This window comes from Brenneria corticis (genome assembly GCF_003115855.1).
GTDB classification, from domain to species: domain Bacteria; phylum Pseudomonadota; class Gammaproteobacteria; order Enterobacterales; family Enterobacteriaceae; genus Brenneria; species Brenneria corticis.
In genome coordinates, this window is record NZ_KZ819082.1 from 89,091 (window position 1) to 109,679 (window position 20,589).

A 20,589-nucleotide genomic window follows, 5' to 3' on the forward strand; every position below is an offset into this window, starting at 1 on the left:
TTTTTGCTATGATTAATTAATATTTAGTGTTCGGGGATGGTGAGTGATATGTGGGGTTTTGCTGGGGGTCTTCAGGCGAAAATACCTGCTGCTGAACGCGTTTTCATTTTTTTTCTTCATTGGCGGTTTCGTGGTGTAATTATATTTTTTGTATCTTTAATTATCTAATTTTTATTTTTCTGATCGGGTTGTTACTGAAAATAATTCGCCATCAGTTATCACGAACAGTATTTTTAGCCACTCCGACAAAGCGGTCAAATTGCGTGAAGGCCTGATGACAGCCTGAATCGACGCTTGGCTTCTGAGCATCAAACTTCAAGTATTGAGGACCGTAATGATTTACGAACACGCTCACCTATTAGGGGGTGACGAAGTAGAGTTATTGCCTTCAGTAATGATTGGCGGAACAACGTTGGCGATCTACTGCGCGGAACAATGGTTACGTTCGGGGCATGTGATTTCTGCCGTAGTGAGTGTGGATGAGGTCTTTAGGGAATGGGCCGGAAATCAGGGTATTCCTTGTCTGGATAATCTGGATACGTTGGCTCATCACTGTCGAACCCATGAGGTTGTGCATCTATTTTCCATTGTTAACCCTTATGTCCTTTCCTCCGAGCTAATAAACAGTGTGCAAGGGTACTGTTTTAACTATCACGACAGCCCGTTACCGCGCTATGCCGGGCAAAATGCGACCGGTTGGGCGCTTTTAAACCAGGAGCATGACTACGCCATCAGTTGGCATTTGTTGGAGGAGGCGGTCGACCAGGGGGATATCGTTGCGCGCGTTCCGGTCGCGATTACGGCCAATGAAACGGCGTTCAGTCTTAACCTGAAATGCTATCAGGCCGCCCGGCTGGGTTTTGACCAGTTGTTGACGGCACTGGAGCAGAAAACGCTGTCTCGCACTGCGCAGAATTTGGCTGAACGCAGTTTTTATACCGGCTATCGGCGGCCCCTGGCGGGCGGTGTGCTGCGCTGGGATCGACCCGCCGCGGAGCTTTCTGCGTTGGTCAGGGCTCTGAATTATGGCGAGTATTACGTTGCGCCTTTGGACCTGCCGAAAATCCTACTGGAGGATTTCGACGTGGTTCGGCTCTCGGAGCTGGAAGTGCTGTCAACACAGAGTACCCAGCCCGGAGGTACGCTGCTATCGGCGACAGACGACGCTCTTGTTATAGCGACTGCGGATTTTGATGTCCGCGTCAGCGGTCTGAGCGCCCTGGGGGGCAAACAGACGCGCACGGCGGCTTCAAGGCATGATTTTTCCGGTTTACAGCCGGGGCAAGCTTTGCCTCTGCTGACGAATAGTCAACAACAGGCGCTGACCCGATTGCATGAAGATGCCGCTCGGTACGAGCGGTTCTGGTGCGAACGGCTTTCCCGTTTCAGTCCGCTGTCGTTATCCGGCCAGGCTGAAACCCCGGATATCGCTCCTGAGTATAACTCTTGGGCCCATACGCCGTGGCAGACCTGGTATGCCGCGGCACCGCATGCAACCGGCAGCCATGACTCTCTGCTGTTGGCTTTTATCCTTACCTTAAGCAGGTTCACGAATTGTTCAGATCTGCAGTTGGGCTGGTCGCGACCTCCGCAGGAACCTCTATTTGAAGGGCTGATAAGCGATAGCGTACCGTTTCATTTGATGCTTGATGAACAGCGTACCCTGGCTGAAAACCTCGACCTACTGGCCGAGGAAGAGCGTCGCGTCAGTGGGTTGCCATCCTATGTCAGGACTGTGTATCAGCGTTATCCGGCGTTGCGCTCGTTAGGGGGCTTATCCGCCGAGTTGGCCTGGCCGATTCTGATCGCCGACGGGGCAAGGTGTCCGGTTGCGCAACAGCTGACCTTGCACAAAGAGCCCGGCCATAATGCTTTCCGCCTGGGTTACAACCCGCAGGTGCTGGACGAGGCAGAGGTTGAGCGATTTCTGGGTTACCTGCATACCCTGGGCAGCCAGCTTAGCCGCTGTTCCGCACGGCAGCGTTGTGTGGATTTGATATTGCTGCCGCCGCATGAACAAGAGTATCTGATTCATGGCTTGAATCCGGGGCGACAGCGTCCTCAACCGCAGAGATCGCTGGCCGCTCAAATCAGTCACTTTGCCCAAATAACGCCCGAAGCAACGGCGCTAGTCTTTGCGGCGGAGCGATTCAGCTATCGGCAATACGATGAGCGCGCCGAGCAGTGGGCATGTCATTTAGCCGCCCGGGGAGTGAAGCCGGGCGACGTCATTGCATTTTGCGCGAGAAAAAGCCCGGCGACGCTTATCGGCTTTTTGGCAACGTTGAAGCTGGGGGCGATTTATCTTCCTCTCGATCCGGGTTACCCGGCGGAGCGTCTGACCTACATCCTTCAGGATTCATCCCCCGGGCTGCTTTTGGTCGATGAGGATGGTCAGAACGTCTTGTCAGCAGCCTTACCGCCGGGGTTGCCTATGCTCCGGCTGGATACGCAGCTGTCCGGCCGGACGGTAGTTGCCCGCCCGCTACTGACCGATCTCGATTTGCGGCAAACGGCTTACATTATCTATACCTCGGGTTCAACGGGCGCGCCCAAAGGGGTACAAGTGTCCCACGCCAACCTGTGCAGTTTGTACCGAGAGCAAGGCGCGTTATTAGGAGTAAGCCGTAATAGTCGGATTCTGCAATTCTCATCCTTGAGTTTTGACGCCAGCATTTGGGAAATGGCCATGGCGCTTGGATATGGCGGGGCGCTGTATTTCCCTACTGAACGGCAGCGTTTAGATGAGCAGGCTTTGTTGGATTTCTTCCGTCACCACCAGATTACCCATGCAACCTTACCTCCGGCGTTGTTGAGCCGTAGCACGATACTCAGCCAAGGCCTGAGCGCCGTGGTGTTGACGCTGGCCGGGGAAGCGTCTGGTATCGAGGTATTCCGCCAACTGAGCCAACGCAATACCGTGATTAATGGTTACGGCCCTACCGAAGGCACGGTTTGCAATGCCGCTTGGCGCTGTCCTGAAAGTTATGACGGCGACGTAGTCCCGATCGGGCGGGCGTTGGGTAACAGCCAGCTGTATCTGTTGGATTCACGGCAGCGCCTGGTGCCTTTCGGCGCCATCGGAGAACTTTGCATCGGTGGGGAGGGCGTGGCGCAGGGATACCTCAATCGTCCTGAGTTGAACGCACAGCGGTTTATCCCCGATCTCTTTCATCCTGGCTCGGCTCAACGTATCTATCGCACTGGTGATCTGGCGCGTTATCTGCCCGATGGAAACCTGCTGTTTATTGGGCGTGAGGATCATCAGGTCAAAATTCACGGATTCCGCATCGAGCTTGGCGATATCGAAGCGACGCTTAAGCAACAGGATGGGATAGCGCAGTGCACGGTCATTGTCCGTAACGACGGGAGCGGCGGCCCGCGATTGGTCGCCTATCTGGTCCCCGAGGCCGGCCGTCACTGCGAAATCAATGAGCTGCGCAGTGCGCTGGAGAATAAGCTCCCGGCATTCATGGTCCCGGCGGCATTCGTGACGCTGGCTGATATGCCGCTGACCCCAAATGGTAAAATCGATCGTCAGGCGCTGCCCGCGCCTGACGGCCTGGCGTTTGCCCGGGAGACCTATGAGCCGGTGGAAAGCGAGCGTGAGCAATTGCTTGCCACTCTGTGGGGAGAATATTTCCAGGTGGGGCGCCTTGGTCGCCGGGACAATTTCTTTGCCTTGGGCGGCGACTCGCTGTTAGCCATCAAGTTGATTGGCCGCTTGGGTGAATTGGGCTGGCAGGCCAACGTCGAGCAATTGTTCAAAACACCGCAATTACAAGCTTTCGCGGCGCATCTGGCGTTAGTCCGGCAGTCCGGCGCATCCGCGTCAGGGATCCCGAAGCGAGCGATGCAGATTACGCCCGAAATGCTGCCGTTGCTGAGTCTGAGCCAGGGGAGCATTGATTCGATTTGCCGTCAGATTGGCGGCGATGTCGGCAATATTCAGGACATTTATCCGTTATCGCCGTTGCAGCAAGGATTGTATTTTCACCATGCCATGGCCGAACGGGGCGACCCCTACTTGCTGGTCACGGTTCTTGCTTTTCCCGATCGCACTGTCCTTGAGCGCTATCTGGCCGCCTTGCAGCAGGTGGTTGAACGCCATGACATCCTGCGTACGGCCTTTGTCGGGCAGGGGCTGGAGCAGCCTGTTCAGGTGCTGATGCGTCACGTAACGCTGCCCGTCACCTGGCTTGATCTGGATGCGCGCGACGGTGAAATTTACCATCAACTCTACGAACGCTACGACCCTCGTCAGTTCTCGATTGCGCTGGACCGGGCTCCTCTGTTGCAGGTGGCGGCCGTTGAGGATAGGCCGAACAGGCGCTGGTTATTACTACACCGGTTTCACCATCTGGTGGGCGATCACACCACGCTTGAGGTCATTTACCGCGAGGTAAACGCACTGATGAAGGGGGAGGGCGATATACTTCCCCCTGCATCGGCGTTTCGCACTTTGATCGAGCGGACCCTTCAGACCGATAATCAGCAGCGCCAGCGGGCGTTTTTCTCGGCGTTGCTGGGTGACATCACCGAGCCTTGTCTGCCCTACGGCCGCAACCCTCTCCAGATAGCAGGCGAGCGTATTGAAGAGTCGCGCCAGATCCTCAGTCGCTCCCTGAACGAACGGTTACGCCTGCAGGCACGGCAAAGAGAAGTAAGCCTGGCCAGTATTTTTCATGTGGCGTGGGCCAAGGTGTTGGCCACCATCAGCGGCCAGTCTCAAGTGGTATTTGGGAGCGTCTTTTTTGGACGCGCCTACGGCGATGGCAGCGCGCAGGCTCTGGGAATGTTCATTAATACTTTACCGGCTCGCGTAGACATCGACACGCGCCCCGTCGATGCCGCGGTGCAGCAGATGCATCAACAACTGACCTCGTTGCTGGGGTATGAACAGGCGTCGCTGGTGATCGCTCAGCAGTCGAGCGGCATCGCGCCGCCGGCGCCGCTGTTTGGCGCGCTGCTCAATTATCGGCATAACACCAGCGCTACCCTCTATACCCAGCCTTTGCCGGATTTCCCCGAGATTGTCCTGATTGATTTCAACGAGACCACCAGTTACCCGCTGGTTCTTTCCGTCGAAGACTACGGTCATCAAACCGGGCTGACGTTGCAAGCGGTCGCCTCCCTGTGCGGCGAACGGATACTGGCATACACCCGGCAGGCGTTGGAGTCCTTGGTCGAGGCCCTGGAGCAGAACCCACAAACGGCTCTCCAGCAACTTGCGGTGCTGCCGGAAGCCGAAGTTCAGTCGCTGATCCACCAGCGCAATCAACCGCTGCGGGAGCAGCCCGTCGCGCTTTGCGTGCATCAGCAGTTCGAACGGCAGGCCGCCCTGCGCCCGGATGCGGTGGCGGTGGTCTTCGCCGAACGGTCGTTGACCTACGCGCAGCTCAACCGGCGGGCCAACCAACTGGCCCATGACCTGATCCGGCGCGGCGTGCAAGCCGACGCGCCGGTGGCCCTGTGTGCCGTGCCGGGGCTGGAGATGATGGTCGGACTGCTGGCTATCCTCAAGGCCGGCGCGGCCTATCTGCCTATTGACCCGGCCTACGCGGTCGAGCGTATTCGCCTGATACTCGAAGACGCCCGCCCCTCGCTGGCGCTGTGCGACGCGCAGGGGCAGGCTACCCTACGGCGACAAGGTTATGAGGCCGTCCTGCTGCTCGGCGATATGCCGGAGGATGGCGACCTGGCGCAGCCTAACCCGCAGGGCCGGGCCGCCCCTGAACAGCTGGCCTATATCATTTACACCTCAGGCTCCACGGGCGTGCCCAAAGGGGTGATGGTCGAACACCGCCAGGTGAGCCGTTTGTTCAGCGCGGTGCAACCCTGGTTTGGCTTCAACGCAGAGGATGTGTGGTGCCTGTTTCACTCGTTCGCCTTCGACTTCTCGGTATGGGAAATCTGGGGAGCGTTGCTGCACGGCGGCAGGCTGGTGCTGACGCCGGCGGAGCGGACCCGCGATGCGGCGGCGTTCTACCGGCAGGTGAGCGAGCAGGGCGTGACCGTGCTGAATCAGACGCCGAGCGCTTTCCGGTCGTTCATCAACGAACAGCGGCAACGTCCGCTGGCGTTGGCGCTGCGCTATGTGATTTTCGGCGGCGAGGCGCTGGATACGTCAATCCTGGCGCCGTGGTACGAGTCGGTCGGCGAGCGCCAGCCGCAGTTGGTGAACATGTACGGTATCACCGAAACCACGGTGCACGTGACCTACAGACCGCTGAGCGCGGAAGACGGGACGGTCAGCCAAAGCCCGGTCGGTCAGCGCATTCCGGACCTGAAGCTATACCTGCTGGATGCCCGGCGGCAGCCGGTGCCGGACGGGGTGGTTGGCGAACTGTACGTGGCGGGAGCGGGGTTGGCGCGGGGCTACCTGAACCGGCCGGCGTTGACGGCCGAGCGTTTTGTGCCGGACCCGTTCAGCGGCGTCCCGGGCGAACGAATGTACCGTACGGGGGATTTGGCGCGTTACCGTGCGGACGGCGAACTGGAGTTTATCGGCCGTAACGACCAGCAGGTGAAGCTGCGCGGTTATCGCATTGAGCTGGGGGAGATAGAGGCGGCGCTGAACCTGAACCCGGCGGTGGTGCAGGCCGCGTTGCTGCTGCGGGAAGACAAGCCGGGAGAGGCGCGACTGGTGGCGTACGTGGTGGCCCGGGAGAGGGAGGAGGGCAACGGTCTGGTCGGTCGGTTGCGGAAGGATTTGCTGAGGCAGTTGCCGGACTACATGGTGCCGGCGGAATTTGTGCTGTTGGCGGAGTTGCCGCTGACGTTGCACGGCAAGCTTGACCGTCGTGCGCTGCCGGAGCCGGAGGGGGATATTTTTGCGCGGGAAAGCTATGAGGCGCCGCAGGGCGAGGTAGAAGAGCAACTGGCGCGGATTTGGTCGCAGCTGCTGGGGGTTGACCCGATCGGGCGCGATGACGACTTCTTTGCCCTCGGCGGGCATTCGCTGCTGGCGGTACGGCTGATTAACCTCGTGCAAAGGGACTTTGATGTGCACGTAGAGCTTTCCCGGCTGTTCAAGTACAGCACCTTGACTGATTTCTCCAGGCAAATACTGCTGACATTGTTGAAGCAGGAGTTTGATCAAGATGAACTGAATACTTTTATTTCCAGTGAGGATTATCGGCATGAATAATTTCGATATGGATCAAATGAGTATTGCCGAGCTTGAGCAGTTAAGAGCCCGAGCAAAAAACAAAGGAATCAGGAGCTTAGTCCGTAAAGAAGACGGTATTACCAAAGTCAGTAGAGCAGGGGATTTGCCGGTATCATTCGCGCAGAAAAGTCAGTGGTACATTGACCAGTTACCCAACGTCGGGAGTGGCTCGAATATCATTTTGGCTTCACGCATAAGCGGTGAGCTGAATGTCGCGGTGTGGCAGCGTAGCCTGGATCGGATCCTTGCGCGTCATGAGGGATTACGCACGGTATTTGTTCAGCGCGAAGGGCGGTTGCACGGCCGATTACTACCGGCTGATACCGCCATGCCGATGCGGTTTACCGACCTGAGTGAGCGGCATGATGCGCAGCGGTGTCTTGCAGACATTGTTTCCGACAATGAGCTTAAGGCTTTCGAACTGAGCCAGGGGCCACTGATTCGCAGCCATTTGATCCGGCTCGACGTTCATGAACATGTGTTCCTGCTGACGTTGCACCACATCATTTGCGACGGGTGGTCCTTGGGGGTGCTTACTCAAGAGTTGAATGTGCTCTATCAGGCGAATCTGAGGGGAACCATAGACGAGCTGCCCGCTCTGCCAGTGCAATATGCCGACTACGCGCACTGGCAAAACGGCTTGCTGCAAGGAGATCTTTTGGTGAAGCAGCAAGCCTTCTGGTCGGAATATCTGGCCGATATCCCGGTTTTGCTGTCATTGCCTTGGGATCGGCCAAGGCCGCAGGTACAGGATTTTCGTGCCGGCAACGTCAGTTTTGTGCTGGATGGCGAATTGGAGAGGTCGTTGCGGGCTTATTGTCGGCAACAAGGCTGCACGGTCTTCATGTTGCTGATTGCGGTATGGGGCGCGTTACTGTCCAGATTGTCGGGGCAAGGTGCCGTCGTTATTGGTACGCCGACTGCCGGGAGAGGGCGGCCGGAGTTTGAACCGCTGATCGGTCTATTTATGAATATGCTGGCCATTCGCCTGGATTTCTCCGCCGACCCGACGTTGCGCAATCTGTTGAGCAACGCCAGACAAAACATACTCAGCGCCTATGATCACCAGGACTTGCCGTTTGAAAAAGTGGTGGAAACTCTCAAGCCCGAACGCAGCCTAGACCATACACCGATCTACCAAACCATTTTCAGCCTGCGGACCGATAGCGGCAGCGACCGCAAACTGGAGTTGCCGGGATTAACCATCGAAAACATCTCGGTGAGCAAAAGCTATCACAAATCGGATCTGGAATTGCACTGCACTGAAAGCCCCGGTGAGATAAGCGGGGTAATCAGCTACACCCGCGCATTATTCGATGAGGCGACCGCTGAACGTTATAAAGATTATCTGATCGCGTTGTTGCGCGGGCTGCTGGCTTATCCTGAGCAAACCCTTTCCGAGGTTGATCTGATATCGGCAAAAGAGCGCGACTGGTTGCTGTATGACCTCAATTGCACAGAGCAATCTTTTGATAAGCAGCGTTTTTTCTTTCAGCAATTTGAAGAGCAGGCGGCTCAACACCCTGAAACCGTCGCCGTTGTTTACGGCAACCAGCGGCTGAGTTATGCGCGGTTGAACCACTACGCTAATCAGTTGGCGCATGCCCTTATCCGCGAAGGCGTGGTCCCGGAGGCACGCGTTGCGCTCTGTGTTGAACGTAGTCCGTTCGTGCCAATAGGTTTGCTCGCGATTTTGAAGGCCGGCGGGGTCTATGTGCCCATGGATGCCGCTTATCCTTCAGAACGCTTAAATCGTATTCTGCAAGACGCCGCCCCGTTTTTAGTCTTGGTAGACGCGATTGGCGAGGCGGTGCTTAACCCTGCTTTGCTGGCCTTGAACAAGGTCTGGGCATTGGATCTCAATGCTTGGGCATACGGAGGCGAAAGTGAAAGCAATCCGCGGCCGGACGCCCTCAGCCCGGAGCATTTGGCCTATATCATCTACACCTCTGGCTCGACCGGAAAACCAAAGGGCGTGATGATTGAGCACCATAGCCTGACCAACTTCACTATGCAGCATGGTCAACGGTACGGCGCCACCGTGGACAGCCGGGTCTTGCTGTTCTCGTCTTTCAGTTTTGATGCCAGCATCGCTGAATTGACGTTAGGGCTGGCGCAAGGCGCCGCGCTTTATCTGCCTACTCCGGAACAGCGCACCGTCAGTGATGCATTCGTCGATTTCCTCGTCGATAACCAAATTACCCACGTAACTTTAGTGCCGACCATCGTTTCGGCGATGATCGAGAGTACGCGGTTTATCGAGGCTGTCCGGGGCATCAAGATATCATTGGCCGGTGAGGGGCCGTCTGCGGAGCTGGTGCGGCAATTGGCAAAAAACAATTTGGTCATCAATGAATACGGCCCGACCGAGTGCACCGTATTTGCCACCTGTTGGAAATACGACGCAGAGATTGGCGCAGGTCTCATCAGCCTGGGGAAACCGCTGGCCAATACCCAGATTTATATTCTCGACCGGCGCCAGCAACCGGTTCCTCGTGGCGTAGTCGGGGAGATTTATATTGGTGGGGAAGGCGTCGCGCGGGGATATTTCCAGCGGGAAGATCTGACCCGTATGGCCTTTCTGCCCGATCCGTTCACCGGGCTCCAGGACGGGCGCCATATTTACCGTACCGGGGATCTGGGTTATCACCTCGCCACCGGTGAGATCGTTTACTGCGGGCGTAATGATAACCAGGTGAAGATTCGCGGGTTCCGTATCGAACTGGGTGAAATTGAAAGCCAACTGCTTAAGCACCCGCAGATTTCGATGTGTGCGGTCATCGCCTCTGCGAAACCGGGCCAGGAGAAACGCCTATTGGCCTATGTTGTTGCCGGTGGGGACGAACGCGTATCAAGCCTCAGTCTGCGTGAATATCTCACTGAGCGGCTACCCGGTTACATGATCCCCGCCGCCTTCGTACAACTGGAAAAGCTGCCGTTCAATAATAATGGCAAGTTGGATCGTAAGGCTCTGCCGGTCCTCAAGGATACAGCTTATGCGAGCGAGGTATACGAGGCGCCTGCGGGCGATATTGAGATCAAGCTGATGACTCTGTGGCAGAAGCTTCTGGGGGTAGAAAAGATCAGCCGCCACGACAACTTCTATGCGCAAGGGGGGAACTCCCTGCTGGCCATGCAGTTGGCCAGCGAGGCGGGCAAACTCGGCATCAACTTACCGTTGATGAAAATTATCCAGTGCCCGGTACTGAGCAAAATGGCCAGTGAGGGAGTGGATGGTAAATCAGCATTAGATGAGGCGTTGCCTGCTCGGCAAACCGGTCATCAACTGCCGATATTTTTCCTCCCGGCAGGTTCTGGAAACATTGAATACTTTTATGAGTTAGCCCCGTCAATCGATCCTGACTACCCCGTTTATGGGCTGCCTTGGCTACCGGCGGATGTCGAACAGGAACCGACCCTTGAGGCGATGGCTCACCGGATGCTGAAGATGATCAAGCAGGTTCAGCCAGAAGGCCCCTACCATTTTGTGGGGTATTGCTCGGGCGGCGTGATCATCCATGCGTTGACCAAACTGCTGATGGGGCTGAATGAAGAGGTCGACTATATCGGATTGATCGACGCGCTGTGGATCAAATCACATCCTTATGCGTTGAGCGAAGCTCGGCAACTGTTCAGCCAAATTGAGGCGCAGGCCAATCGTCTTGACCTGGATGGCGATCGCTATGATGAATTACGCGCATTGGAGGATCGACTTTCCATGAAGGAACTGATGAGACTGGGCAAGCAGTGGCAGCTGATTCCTGAACATGTCGATATCCCCAAGCATCTGAAGATTGTGCAACAGCAGGTCAACTTCGCACGCCTGGTCGCCGACTACTACCCTGAGCCGCTGGATATTGATGTCTATCAGTTCAATGCCACAGAAGAACTTGCGTTGAAAAAGATCCGGTGCAAGTCCGAACCGATGATCGCCAAACCGGCGTTGAGTGAACAGTTGGGATGGGAGTGTGCCTTGCCTATCGAGCGCATTCATATCAAGAATGTGCCGGGCGATCACAATTCAATGGTGGCTAATGAGGATCATCGCCGGCGGTTGGGGAAGATGATTTCGCAAAGCATTCGTATCGCCAAGGGGCGGAGGAAAGCCAAAGCGGAATTCGACCCGCTGATCCCATTTGTCACTCACCCAGGAAAAGTCTTTCCTTTGATCTGCCTGCCAGGCGCTGGCAGCAGTGTCACCAGCCTGGGCCACTTTGTCGGCGCCTTACAACCCGGTAGGTCCGTCTACGGGTTACAGCCGCGCGGCATTGAAAGTAATTACCCGCCCCATAGTTCGATCCAGACTGCGGCAACCGATAACCTGAAGGCGATACAGGGCATTTCCGCTTGCGGTCCCATTCATCTGCTGGGCCACTCCCATGGAGGACTGGTCGCTTTGGAAATGGCCCGCCAGTTGAACCTTCAAGGCGGCGATGTCGCCTCGGTAACGCTGGTTGACAGCCAGGCTCCGTGCCTGCTGAAGGATGCATGGCAGTTGACCAACCAGCAGGCCATGGATGATTTTGCCGAGGCGATTTTCAATACCCTGAACATTAGACCCGCGCGGATCGATCTACAGATCAGAAACGGTGACGTACTGACGGTATTATCGCGCCTGCATCAGGTGCTCAAAGAGCATGGGCGTGTTCCAGCTAACAGCCCGGCGGAGCTTTTGGCAGGCTCATTCCATGCCTATCTCGCGGCTCGGCGTTGGACGTACGAGTCGCTGCCGGCCTACCCGCAAAACCTGCATCTCGTCTTGGCCAGTGATCCCTCGGAACGTGGCTATGGCGCGCCCAGAGCACCGGTCGACCTTGCACTGGCCTGGCAAAAGGAAATCGCGGGCCTTCAGCCATGGAAAACCCCAGGCAACCATTACAGCATCTTGTCCGAACAGCACGCGCCAGAGTTGGCAGGGTGGTGGACCAGGCAGGTGGCTGAGGTCGCTAATGGACGCTGATTTATTCGACGCCGTTCAGAACAAAACCGCAGTTAATTTTCAGAGGAGTTGCTATGTTTTTTATTATCGAAAATATTTTAAAACCCAACGATGTTTTTGAAGTGCAAAGATTGTTGAATATTGCCGGGTTCCTGAATGGTAGTGCCACGGCTGACGTTGATTCCAGTGTGAAAAATAATTTGGAAATGAAGGCCGACAAAGATTACTTGTCTATTGTTGGTTTGGTTAACTCAGCGCTGGAAAATTCTGACGATGTCAATATGAGGATAGCGCCGAGAGCAAGAACCAATCCCATTGTGAATCGTTACGACAAAGGTATGTTTTATCACAATCATATTGACCTCCCCATTCAGGGCGGGCAGACGCAGTTTGGGCGAGCTCCCGGCCGGTATGGGCAGAACTTTATTCGTACTGATTATTCTATGACCCTTTTTCTCAGTAATCCTGATAGTTACGACGGCGGTGAGCTTGCTTTGGAAATTGAAGATGAATTGAAACTTATCAAGCTCCCGGCAGGCAGCGCTGTTTTTTACTCAACGGGTATTTATCATGCAGTACAACCGGTGCTGCGAGGCTCACGAATTGCAGCCGTATGTTGGTTTCAATCCATGTTTCAGAATGCCCAGGTGCGAAAACTTCATTGGCAACAGTACTGCCTGGAGAAAAGACTCCGGGAGCAAGGGGGTACTGAACTCTATGAACAGGCCGCCGCTGTCCGTAATAACCTGGTTCGGTACTTGGCCGTTATTTAATCTCTGATAAATATTTGGTGGTTATCGCATATGTATAGCTATATTCGTTCCGGCCAGCTTTCTGGGCATAAAATTAGCCGCGGGTTTGATTATATCGAAACAACGCCTGACAATATAAAATTTGAAATCGTGCATGATATTATTTCCCAGGGGCATCATAGCGGCAGTGTTGTCTATGTGATCCGCAATGCTTTTTCTTCTGAATTGGCTGAAAGGTTAACTCATAATTTCAACTCGATACTGGAAGAAACCAACGGCGGTACTCGGGATTACGATGGTTTCGTATTGACCAATCAGATTGGCGCCACTCAATTTACGAAAACCGCGCCGGAATATATTAAAGAGGTTATTCGCCATAGCGACAATAACTGGAAGCTTTTTGATGGCGTCCCTGATGAAGACGTTGAACATGTTTTTTTCACCTACTATTTAGAGCGCGAGTTTGCTCGAAAAGGTATTCATTTCGGATTCTCCAGATACAAAAACATACCCGCTTCCTTTGCGACATTCCGACGTTGGTTAGATAACGGGAAAATGGCGTTGATGCCCCATGACGATGTCGCGCAACTGAAACAGGCTGCCAGGGATCGGTTTGAAATAGGCTTGGCAGAGCGAGTGATCTCGTTTAATGCCTGTATTGAGGCGCCGGAACTGGGCGGAAACCTTACCGTATGGAATATTCATCCCGACGAAGAATGCCGTACGCGTTGCGGAGTAATGGAAACAGGTTACCCTTACGACATTATGGAACTCGGCAGAGTAGAAAAGCTCGAACTACAGCTCAATTCGGGTGATGTGTACTTTATGAATGCGAGCCATGTGCATGGTGTTTCCAGTCTGAATAAAGGTCGCCGATTAACTGCTGGCCGCTTCATCGGCGAGGTCCGAAAAGACAAGGTGGTATTCTGGACCTGATTGGCGCATAGCGACGACCCTGCAAGGGCGAGCCTCATGGATGAGGCGATTAATACGCTCCTTTTCGGGCAAGCCTTTCCTCAAGTCGCGTATCGAGCTTTACGGATACCGCCATACAGACCTCCGAGGTCATCCAAGGTAATAAAAGGTATTACTTTCCGTTCGATTGTGCGGAATGGCGAACGCCCCGTTCGGAGTAACCCCGCTTATCGTACACGACATCTTCCATTACCATTCTACATGGATACCAAGCCTAACCTTCGTCAGCGACCTGAAAAGCACGGTTATCGGCTCCTGACATTCGCAATAGGCCCATCTTATTCTTCGACAAAGGAGCAATCATGAGCACTACCGAGAAGAGAGTTGCAATCGTCACGGGCGCCTCGCGGGGCATCGGCCGAGCCGCCGCTGAGCGGCTCGCCAGGGATGGGCTCGCCGTCATCATCAACTATGCCGGCAACGAGGCCGCGGCCAGGGAGGCGGTGGACGCCATCGCGGCCGCCGGCGGCGAGGTGAAGGCTTTTAAGGCGGACGTCGCCAATGAGGCGCAGGTCGAGGCGCTCTTCGACTTCACCGAGCAGGAATTCGGCGGCGTGGACGTCACCGTAAACTGCGCGGGCCTCATGACGACCAAGCCCGTCGTCGATTTCACCGTGGAAGAGTTCGACCGCATGCACGCCGTCAACGTGCGCGGAACCTTTCTCGTGTCGCGCGAGGCGGCCCGGCGGATGCGCGCGGGAGGCGCCATCATCAACATCTCCACCTCGGCCGAACGCCAGGCCCTGCCGACCTACGGCCCCTACGCCATGTCGAAAGGCGCGGTCGAGGGCCTGAACCTGGTCCTTGCCCGCGAGCTTAAAGGCCGCGACATCACCGTTAATACGGTCGGCCCCGGTCCCGTGGCCACCGACCTGTTCCTCAACGGCAAGGACGAGGCGCTCGTCGAGCGGATCGCCAGCTTCAATCCTTTCAATCGTATCGGGCAGCCGCCCGAGATTGCTGAAGTGATCTCGTTCCTCGCCGGCCCCGCCCGCTGGATCAATGGACAAACGATCTTTGTGAACGGCGGCATGAACTGAGCCTCGCCTCCCGAGGCCGATTGCCGCTATCGGGTTCGGCGGGTTTCATTCGCTCCCATTGTACGGATAGCCGTACAGCCTATCCGATTTGGGCTGTGTTGTCGGATATATTGCTGCATGATAGATTGAGAAAAGCCCTAAAGCGGTAAGCGAGGATTCTCGAACTGGACGGGGCGAGACTTTCGGCGGCGACCATGAAATCTTTACCAAACCTCAAAGATGTGAGCGATCTTATCGCCGTCGTGGAAGCAGGCGGCTTCCGGGGCGCTGCCGCGGTGCGGCGCTCAAGCGCTTCTTCCCTCAGCGATGCGATCCGCCGGCTGGAAGCCGACCTCGGAGTACGACTGCTCAATCGCACGACCCGAAGCGTCACGCCAACCGAAGCCGGCGCCAGGCTGATCGAACGTTTGAAGCCGGCATTCTCAGAGATCGAAGCGGCCTTCAACGACCTGAAGGACGATGCCAACCGCCCGCTGGGCACGCTGAGGCTAAACGTGCCCGTTCCCATCGCTCGCCATGTTCTGCCCGGCATCGCCTCGGGGTTTCTCGAACGGTTTCCCAGCATCCGCCTTGATGTCGTCATGGAGAATGACTTCAGCGATGTGATCGGGCGCGGGTTCGACGCCGGTGTTCGCTACGAGGAGCGAATCGCCAAGGATATGATCGCCATCCCCATCGGGCCAAGGCGTCAGCGCTTTGTTGCCGCGGCGTCGGCGTCCTATATCGAGAAGTACGGCCTGCCCGATCATCCGCGGACATTGCCTGTCCAGCATCGTCTCATCGGTAACCGATTTTCCAGCGGAGCCATATGGCCCTGGGAGTTCGAGCGCGATGGCGAGCTGCTGCGCATTATGCCGGATGATGGCCCTCTGATTTCCAGTTCCATCGATCTGCAACTCGCTTGCGCCGTCTCCGGCGCGGGTATCGTCTATACCTTCGAGGATTTTTTGCGCCCGCATCTCGAATCTGGAGAGATTGTGCCACTGCTTGAAGAGTGGTGGCAGGAATTCGACGGCCCTTACCTGTATTACCCCAGCCGGCGGCACATGCCATCGCCCCTGCGGGCCTTCGTTGACTATATCAAGGAGCTGAACGCGAGGAGAAATGGTTAGTGGCGGCAGCCGCGTCCCATTAGTTGACCGGGCAGTCCTCAACTGCGAGGACGATCAATTGCCGGTAGTTCTCTGATCCATTCTGGATCGCAAGTTGCGGAGCGCATTTGTTGATCCTCAGTCCACGCTCGACACCGTTTGGAGGGGACTGCTGATACGATCTCTCGTGGGGCGGTGAAACAAGGTGAAGGATCGTTATGTCCTTCGCCGCGCGTATTTTGCTGTCAGTCAACATTGCGGTTTACTCCGTTCGTCGAACTGAATGAGCCGCAATCTGCCCCCAAATTTTCCGGAATTGGTTATGTCGATAGGCGTCCGTTTATGAATTTTGGTGCCGGACTCGGGAACATTCAGTTTCGTTCCTTCGGTTCGATCCCCCACGCCACTTATAAATCGTAATGACATCAGCGTTACACGTGCTGTATAATTAATATTCAGATGGCAAGCCGGGGGATTACATTATGCCAGCGACGAACCGCGTTTCTGTCAAACGCGAGACATTGAATTTACGCATCAAACCCGCCGAGCGCGAGCTTATCGATCGGGCGGCTAAAGCCAGAGGAAAAAACCGCACTGATTTCGTACTGGAAGCCGCCCGCGCTGCCGCAGAAGAAGCGCTGATCGAGCAGCGCATCATTATGGCGGATCCAGAAGCCTATCAGGAATTTCTTGCCCGCCTTGATCAGGCCTCTGCGCCAAACGCCGCGCTGCGTAAAACCATGCAAACGCCCGCGCCGTGGGAACGGAAAAAATGATCTCCGCCCCTGAGCCTCTCCACGCCGAACATGTACTATCTTCATTTTGTTGCGGCGTGGATTCTATGGATAACTGGCTGAAACAGCGGGCGATGAAAAATCAGCTAACCGGAGCGTCCCGAACGTTCGTCTGCTGTGACGGCTCGAAAGTGATGGCGTATTACTCGCTGGCGTCCAGCGCGGTGGCAACAAATTCCGCGCCCGGTCGTTTTCGCCGCAATATGCCAGATCCGATCCCGGTGGTAGTGCTGGGCCGTCTGGCGGTGGATACATCATTGCACGGTCAGGGTGTCGGACGGGCGCTGGTGCGGGATGCCGGGCTAAGGGTGATTCAGGTAGCGGAGACTATCGGTATTCGTGGGATGTTGGTTCATGCGCTGTCTGATGAGGTTAAGGAATTTTACCTGCGGGTAGGGTTTGAGCCTTCGCCGATGGATCCGATGATGCTGATGGTGACGTTGGGGGATTTGGTGGATAGCGTTTGATTGCATTTACTATACCCAATAAACCGCAAGATGCAGGTTTGAGCACCTGAAAATAATCGTGAGGTCGGGCAGCCGTTATTGTCGGGATGCATCTGTTGGTAGGAATTAACGTAAAAATCGGTGTTCTGCATTATGGTCCGGGCGACATGATCGCTTTTTTCGCGAATCTCGCCGATCATTGGATTTTTGACGCCATGAATACCCGGATGGGACAAGCGAAGGAACGAAAAATAGCCATCGATAATAAAACGATGGCTATTAAAAAAATTTATTCAATGCGTTAATTATTGCTATCTCTAATCTATTAGAGACTCTCTTTTTTACTGGCTATTAAGTCTTCTTTGTCTTTATTTAGCAAATCACACATCATAATTTCTTTGTCCAGGCAGATAACGGATTTTTCATTCTGGCTGTAACTCTTCCATTCGGGTAAACCATGGCCATTGGGGTTGCCGCTGGTTGCGAAATTGACCCAATAGGAGGACATCGCGTTTTCCAGCGATTTATCGGTAGCATCCCATTGCCGATTGAGTTTCGACTGATTGTTCAAAACATAAGGTAATTCGCTTGAGTGGAATACGCCAAAGTTTGGATGTTCCTTCCAGGGAATCGCTTTGCCAAAAAAGTATAAATAATTTGGCTGATTACCATAATGGATTCTAAGGTCAGCCATCCATTTCATCGCGTAAAGACGTTCATCCCGGAGAATATTTTTTTGGGTGACAGCGACATCATGGCTATCCTCCGCCTTGTATAAGGTATGAAACGCATCCAAGTGTTCGCCATAGTATTTTTTAGCATAAGAATCGAGATCGTTTACATTCCATTTGCCATAATCGGGCTCACTTCCTCTCTCATCCTTATTCATGCCAGCCAGGACCGGGACATCGTTCTGCCTGTTTTTTTGGTAAATCTCGGCTATCTGCGTCGGTAATAATGCGCCATCAATGACTGCGACCTTTATCGGCGTATTGATCGCGTATTTTTCAACCAACTGATTAGCCGACGCATTCCTCAGATCGCTTAAGGATGAATAGCCCGCGGATTTAGCCCATTGAGAAACCTTTCTTTCCGCATCGGCCCGGGGAATACCCAAGCTCTCAGCCGGGTGGATGCCATAGTTGGAGATGGTGCTGCCAGGGGCGCTTTCCATGATGGCTTTATTATATAAACCGTGAGCCAAAGGCGATGCATTCAAAACAACAATCGAATTCGCCCCCGCGGATTGCCCCATAATCGTAATATTATTATTGTCGCCGCCAAATTTATCTATATTGCCTTTTATCCAATGAAGCGCCGCTATTTGATCGTAAAGCGCGTAGTTGCCGGAGTTGCCTGATTCTTTCGTCAGCGCTTCATGGGCAAGGAAACCGAAGACGCCTAACCGATAATTAATATTCACAAAAATAACATTTTTGCGTGCAAGATTCTCACCGTCATAGATTGGCACACTGCCCGAACCTTCAATAAATCCGCCGCCGTGAATGAATACGATAACGGGCAGTTTATCTTTCTCGGATTGAGCAGGACTCCAAATATTGAGGTACAGACAATCTTCACTCATCGTGCCTTGATGTAAAAATTCAGATGTCCAGGGAAGCTTGTCGCCTGTCACTACTTTTTGCATACAGCCTGCGGCAAAAGTGTCCGTCTTATTGATGCCATCCCATTTGTTTACCGGTTGTGGCTTTTTCCATCTTAATTCACCCACAGGCGGCGCCGCATAAGGAATACCCTGAAATATAGACAGCTGTTTATCAGCGGATAGCTTACCTTCTATCATGCCGCCGGTTACGTTAATGGGGCCCTGGATAGCGCCTATGGCGCCAATTGAATATAAAGAAAAAGTAAGGAATAACCCTTGATACTTTTTTTTCATGATCATCATCACTATTAATAAACACCAGTCATTTATTTCACTTATCAAAATAAATATCCGTGATCTGATCTGCACTTTGCCGGTCAGTGTCGAGCATGTAGTTCGTGGGTCCTGAAGGTAGATCTGCTGGATGAAGTTTTACCATGCAGTATTTGTGATGGGGGAGGCCTCTGGGTTCGTCGTTCAGGCGGTGATCCCAAACCACCCAGGACTGCATATGTAAAAAGCGTGTGTGGTGAACGCCATGGGAAAAGGCGGAGTGAGACCCCGTAAGGTTAAGAATGATTGAGACGAAGGCAAGTGAACCACTGAATATATGTCGATGATTGCTGGGTAAGATCACACGCCTTTTACGGCCTTGCTTTGCGCGGGTACGGTCCAGATATGGGCCTTGAGGTTGAACTCGTCCCAGCGGGCGACTCGTAACTCGCTGGAGCGGCAAGAAAACATGCAGATGGCGTACTCGTCCGGCGACGTCATGCACGCCTTTATCGTCAATCACCTTAAACCAGCTGCGCCAGATGACGGGTTTCAATCTGAGCGATATCTAGCACGCCAATAGCGGGGAAAACGTAGCGTTTCAGGCGGGTGAGGATTTTATCGGCATGGGCTTCCGCCAGTGTCACCTGCGGGTAAGGACCAAAGGCCAGACGGTTTTCCTTACCGCCGAAGCGGTAGCGGAAATACCATAACTTAGCGCCGCTGGCGGATACCGTCAGGTACAGACCTTGCGAGTCGGTGAGCTTGTAGGATTTGGCTGCGCGGGTTTTGCGGTCATTCAGGGCCATGTGAGGGTCTCCTTCGTTCATCGAACTGAATGACCCGCAATCTGACCCCAAATTTTCCGGATACGAAGGGATAAACCAAAACGCATCGGGAAAGATTTTTACGACAACTTATTGAATTACATACACATATTGATTTATAAGGAGGCATAAAAAAGGAAATGTGGCGCCTGGACTCGGACAAAAACGCCGGGAGCGTTTTTGCATGGCGCGTAAGCGCCAGCCCCAATGGGCGAGCCTCATGGATGAGGCGAGTAATCGAATGCAGTTCGATGGAGAGTCTGTACCCCAGAAAGCAAAAAACCAGCCATCAGGCTGGTTTCTTTAAATAGGTGGTGCCCGGACTCGGAATCGAACCAAGGACACGAGGATTTTCAATCCTCNCGGGCGTCGTCAACGGGTTTCTGTCACAAAGCCATGTGCCTGCTCTATTTTCAGGCAATAATGCATCAGGTTTGGTTCGCCCGTTCGCCAATCGGCGCGGTTATGGTTTTTCCCGGCAGTGGCGCCTTTTGCCGCCATGCCCGGCTCGGGTGCAAAATTGGGGCCGGGCGTTTCTTGAATTTGATGAAAAAGAATGCCAATATTGCGCGGTTTTTAACTTTCAGTTCATTTGAACGCGCTGTTCATCTGTGGTTAACGGGGGCTGCTGATATGTCGGATTCATTGCTCATGGTGCCGGATTACCGCACCGGA

10 protein-coding genes and 1 pseudogene are annotated in these 20,589 nt (G+C 54.4%); 9 read left to right on the forward strand and 2 right to left on the reverse strand.

Annotated elements, in window-relative coordinates; all coding sequences use genetic code 11:
* The first annotated feature begins 334 nt into the window (after nt 1–334).
* From DDT56_RS14110 to DDT56_RS14150, 9 genes are all read left to right on the forward strand, one after another.
* Nucleotides 335–7,150: a non-ribosomal peptide synthetase gene (locus DDT56_RS14110; protein WP_136167079.1), complete on the forward strand. Its 6,816-nt coding sequence runs from the start codon at nt 335–337 to the stop codon at nt 7,148–7,150.
* Entirely contained in the window at nt 7,143–12,131 is a 4,989-nt protein-coding gene (locus tag DDT56_RS14115; protein ID WP_136167080.1) for a non-ribosomal peptide synthetase, read from the forward strand. The genes DDT56_RS14110 and DDT56_RS14115 overlap by 8 nt, the downstream gene beginning before the upstream one ends.
* Before the next feature lie 53 nt (nt 12,132–12,184).
* Nucleotides 12,185–12,883, forward strand: a complete 699-nt coding sequence (locus tag DDT56_RS14120; RefSeq protein ID WP_136167081.1) for a 2OG-Fe(II) oxygenase — start codon at nt 12,185–12,187, stop codon at nt 12,881–12,883.
* Between the two features lie 30 nt (nt 12,884–12,913).
* Nucleotides 12,914–13,798 (forward strand): 2OG-Fe(II)-dependent halogenase WelO5 family protein, encoded by an 885-nt coding sequence (locus tag DDT56_RS14125; RefSeq protein WP_246856784.1) that lies wholly within the window; start codon nt 12,914–12,916, stop codon nt 13,796–13,798.
* Nucleotides 13,799–14,139: 341 nt separating this feature from the next.
* On the forward strand, nt 14,140–14,877 hold the full coding sequence (locus tag DDT56_RS14130; protein ID WP_136167082.1) for an SDR family oxidoreductase: 738 nt from the start codon (nt 14,140–14,142) through the stop codon (nt 14,875–14,877).
* A 194-nt stretch (nt 14,878–15,071) separates the two neighbouring features.
* Nucleotides 15,072–15,989, forward strand: a complete 918-nt coding sequence (locus tag DDT56_RS14135; RefSeq protein ID WP_136167083.1) for a LysR family transcriptional regulator — start codon at nt 15,072–15,074, stop codon at nt 15,987–15,989.
* A 461-nt stretch (nt 15,990–16,450) separates the two neighbouring features.
* On the forward strand, nt 16,451–16,744 hold the full coding sequence (locus tag DDT56_RS14140; RefSeq protein WP_136167084.1) for a type II toxin-antitoxin system TacA family antitoxin: 294 nt from the start codon (nt 16,451–16,453) through the stop codon (nt 16,742–16,744).
* Nucleotides 16,741–17,229 (forward strand): GNAT family N-acetyltransferase, encoded by a 489-nt coding sequence (locus DDT56_RS14145; protein WP_136167085.1) that lies wholly within the window; start codon nt 16,741–16,743, stop codon nt 17,227–17,229. Before DDT56_RS14140 ends, DDT56_RS14145 begins: the two co-directional genes overlap by 4 nt.
* Nucleotides 17,230–17,324: 95 nt before the next feature.
* Nucleotides 17,325–17,513 carry a hypothetical protein gene (locus DDT56_RS14150; RefSeq protein WP_136167086.1) on the forward strand — a complete coding sequence of 63 codons (189 nt, stop codon included), beginning with the start codon at nt 17,325–17,327 and terminating at the stop codon, nt 17,511–17,513.
* A gap of 20 nt (nt 17,514–17,533) precedes the next feature.
* Here the strand turns inward: DDT56_RS14150 and DDT56_RS14155 are convergent, their stop codons facing one another.
* A complete protein-coding gene (locus DDT56_RS14155) occupies nt 17,534–19,108 on the reverse strand; it encodes a carboxylesterase/lipase family protein (protein WP_168197630.1) in 1,575 nt (524 codons plus the stop codon).
* Between the two features lie 342 nt (nt 19,109–19,450).
* A pseudogene (locus DDT56_RS14160) lies at nt 19,451–19,896 on the reverse strand (Arm DNA-binding domain-containing protein); the annotation flags it as partial.
* Between the last annotated feature and the right edge of the window lie 693 nt (nt 19,897–20,589).

Bases quoted from the DNA above. Each gene is read 5' to 3' on its own strand.
- DDT56_RS14145 (WP_136167085.1), top strand. From the start codon at position 16,741: ATGATCTCCGCCCCTGAGCCTCTCCACGCCGAACATGTACTATCTTCA.
- DDT56_RS14140 (WP_136167084.1), top strand. From the start codon at position 16,451: ATGCCAGCGACGAACCGCGTTTCTGTCAAACGCGAGACATTGAATTTA.
- DDT56_RS14110 (WP_136167079.1), top strand. From the start codon at position 335: ATGATTTACGAACACGCTCACCTATTAGGGGGTGACGAAGTAGAGTTA.
- DDT56_RS14115 (WP_136167080.1), top strand. From the start codon at position 7,143: ATGAATAATTTCGATATGGATCAAATGAGTATTGCCGAGCTTGAGCAG.
- DDT56_RS14120 (WP_136167081.1), top strand. From the start codon at position 12,185: ATGTTTTTTATTATCGAAAATATTTTAAAACCCAACGATGTTTTTGAA.
- DDT56_RS14155 (WP_168197630.1), bottom strand. From the start codon at position 19,108: ATGAAAAAAAAGTATCAAGGGTTATTCCTTACTTTTTCTTTATATTCA.
- DDT56_RS14130 (WP_136167082.1), top strand. From the start codon at position 14,140: ATGAGCACTACCGAGAAGAGAGTTGCAATCGTCACGGGCGCCTCGCGG.
- DDT56_RS14135 (WP_136167083.1), top strand. From the start codon at position 15,072: ATGAAATCTTTACCAAACCTCAAAGATGTGAGCGATCTTATCGCCGTC.
- DDT56_RS14125 (WP_246856784.1), top strand. From the start codon at position 12,914: ATGTATAGCTATATTCGTTCCGGCCAGCTTTCTGGGCATAAAATTAGC.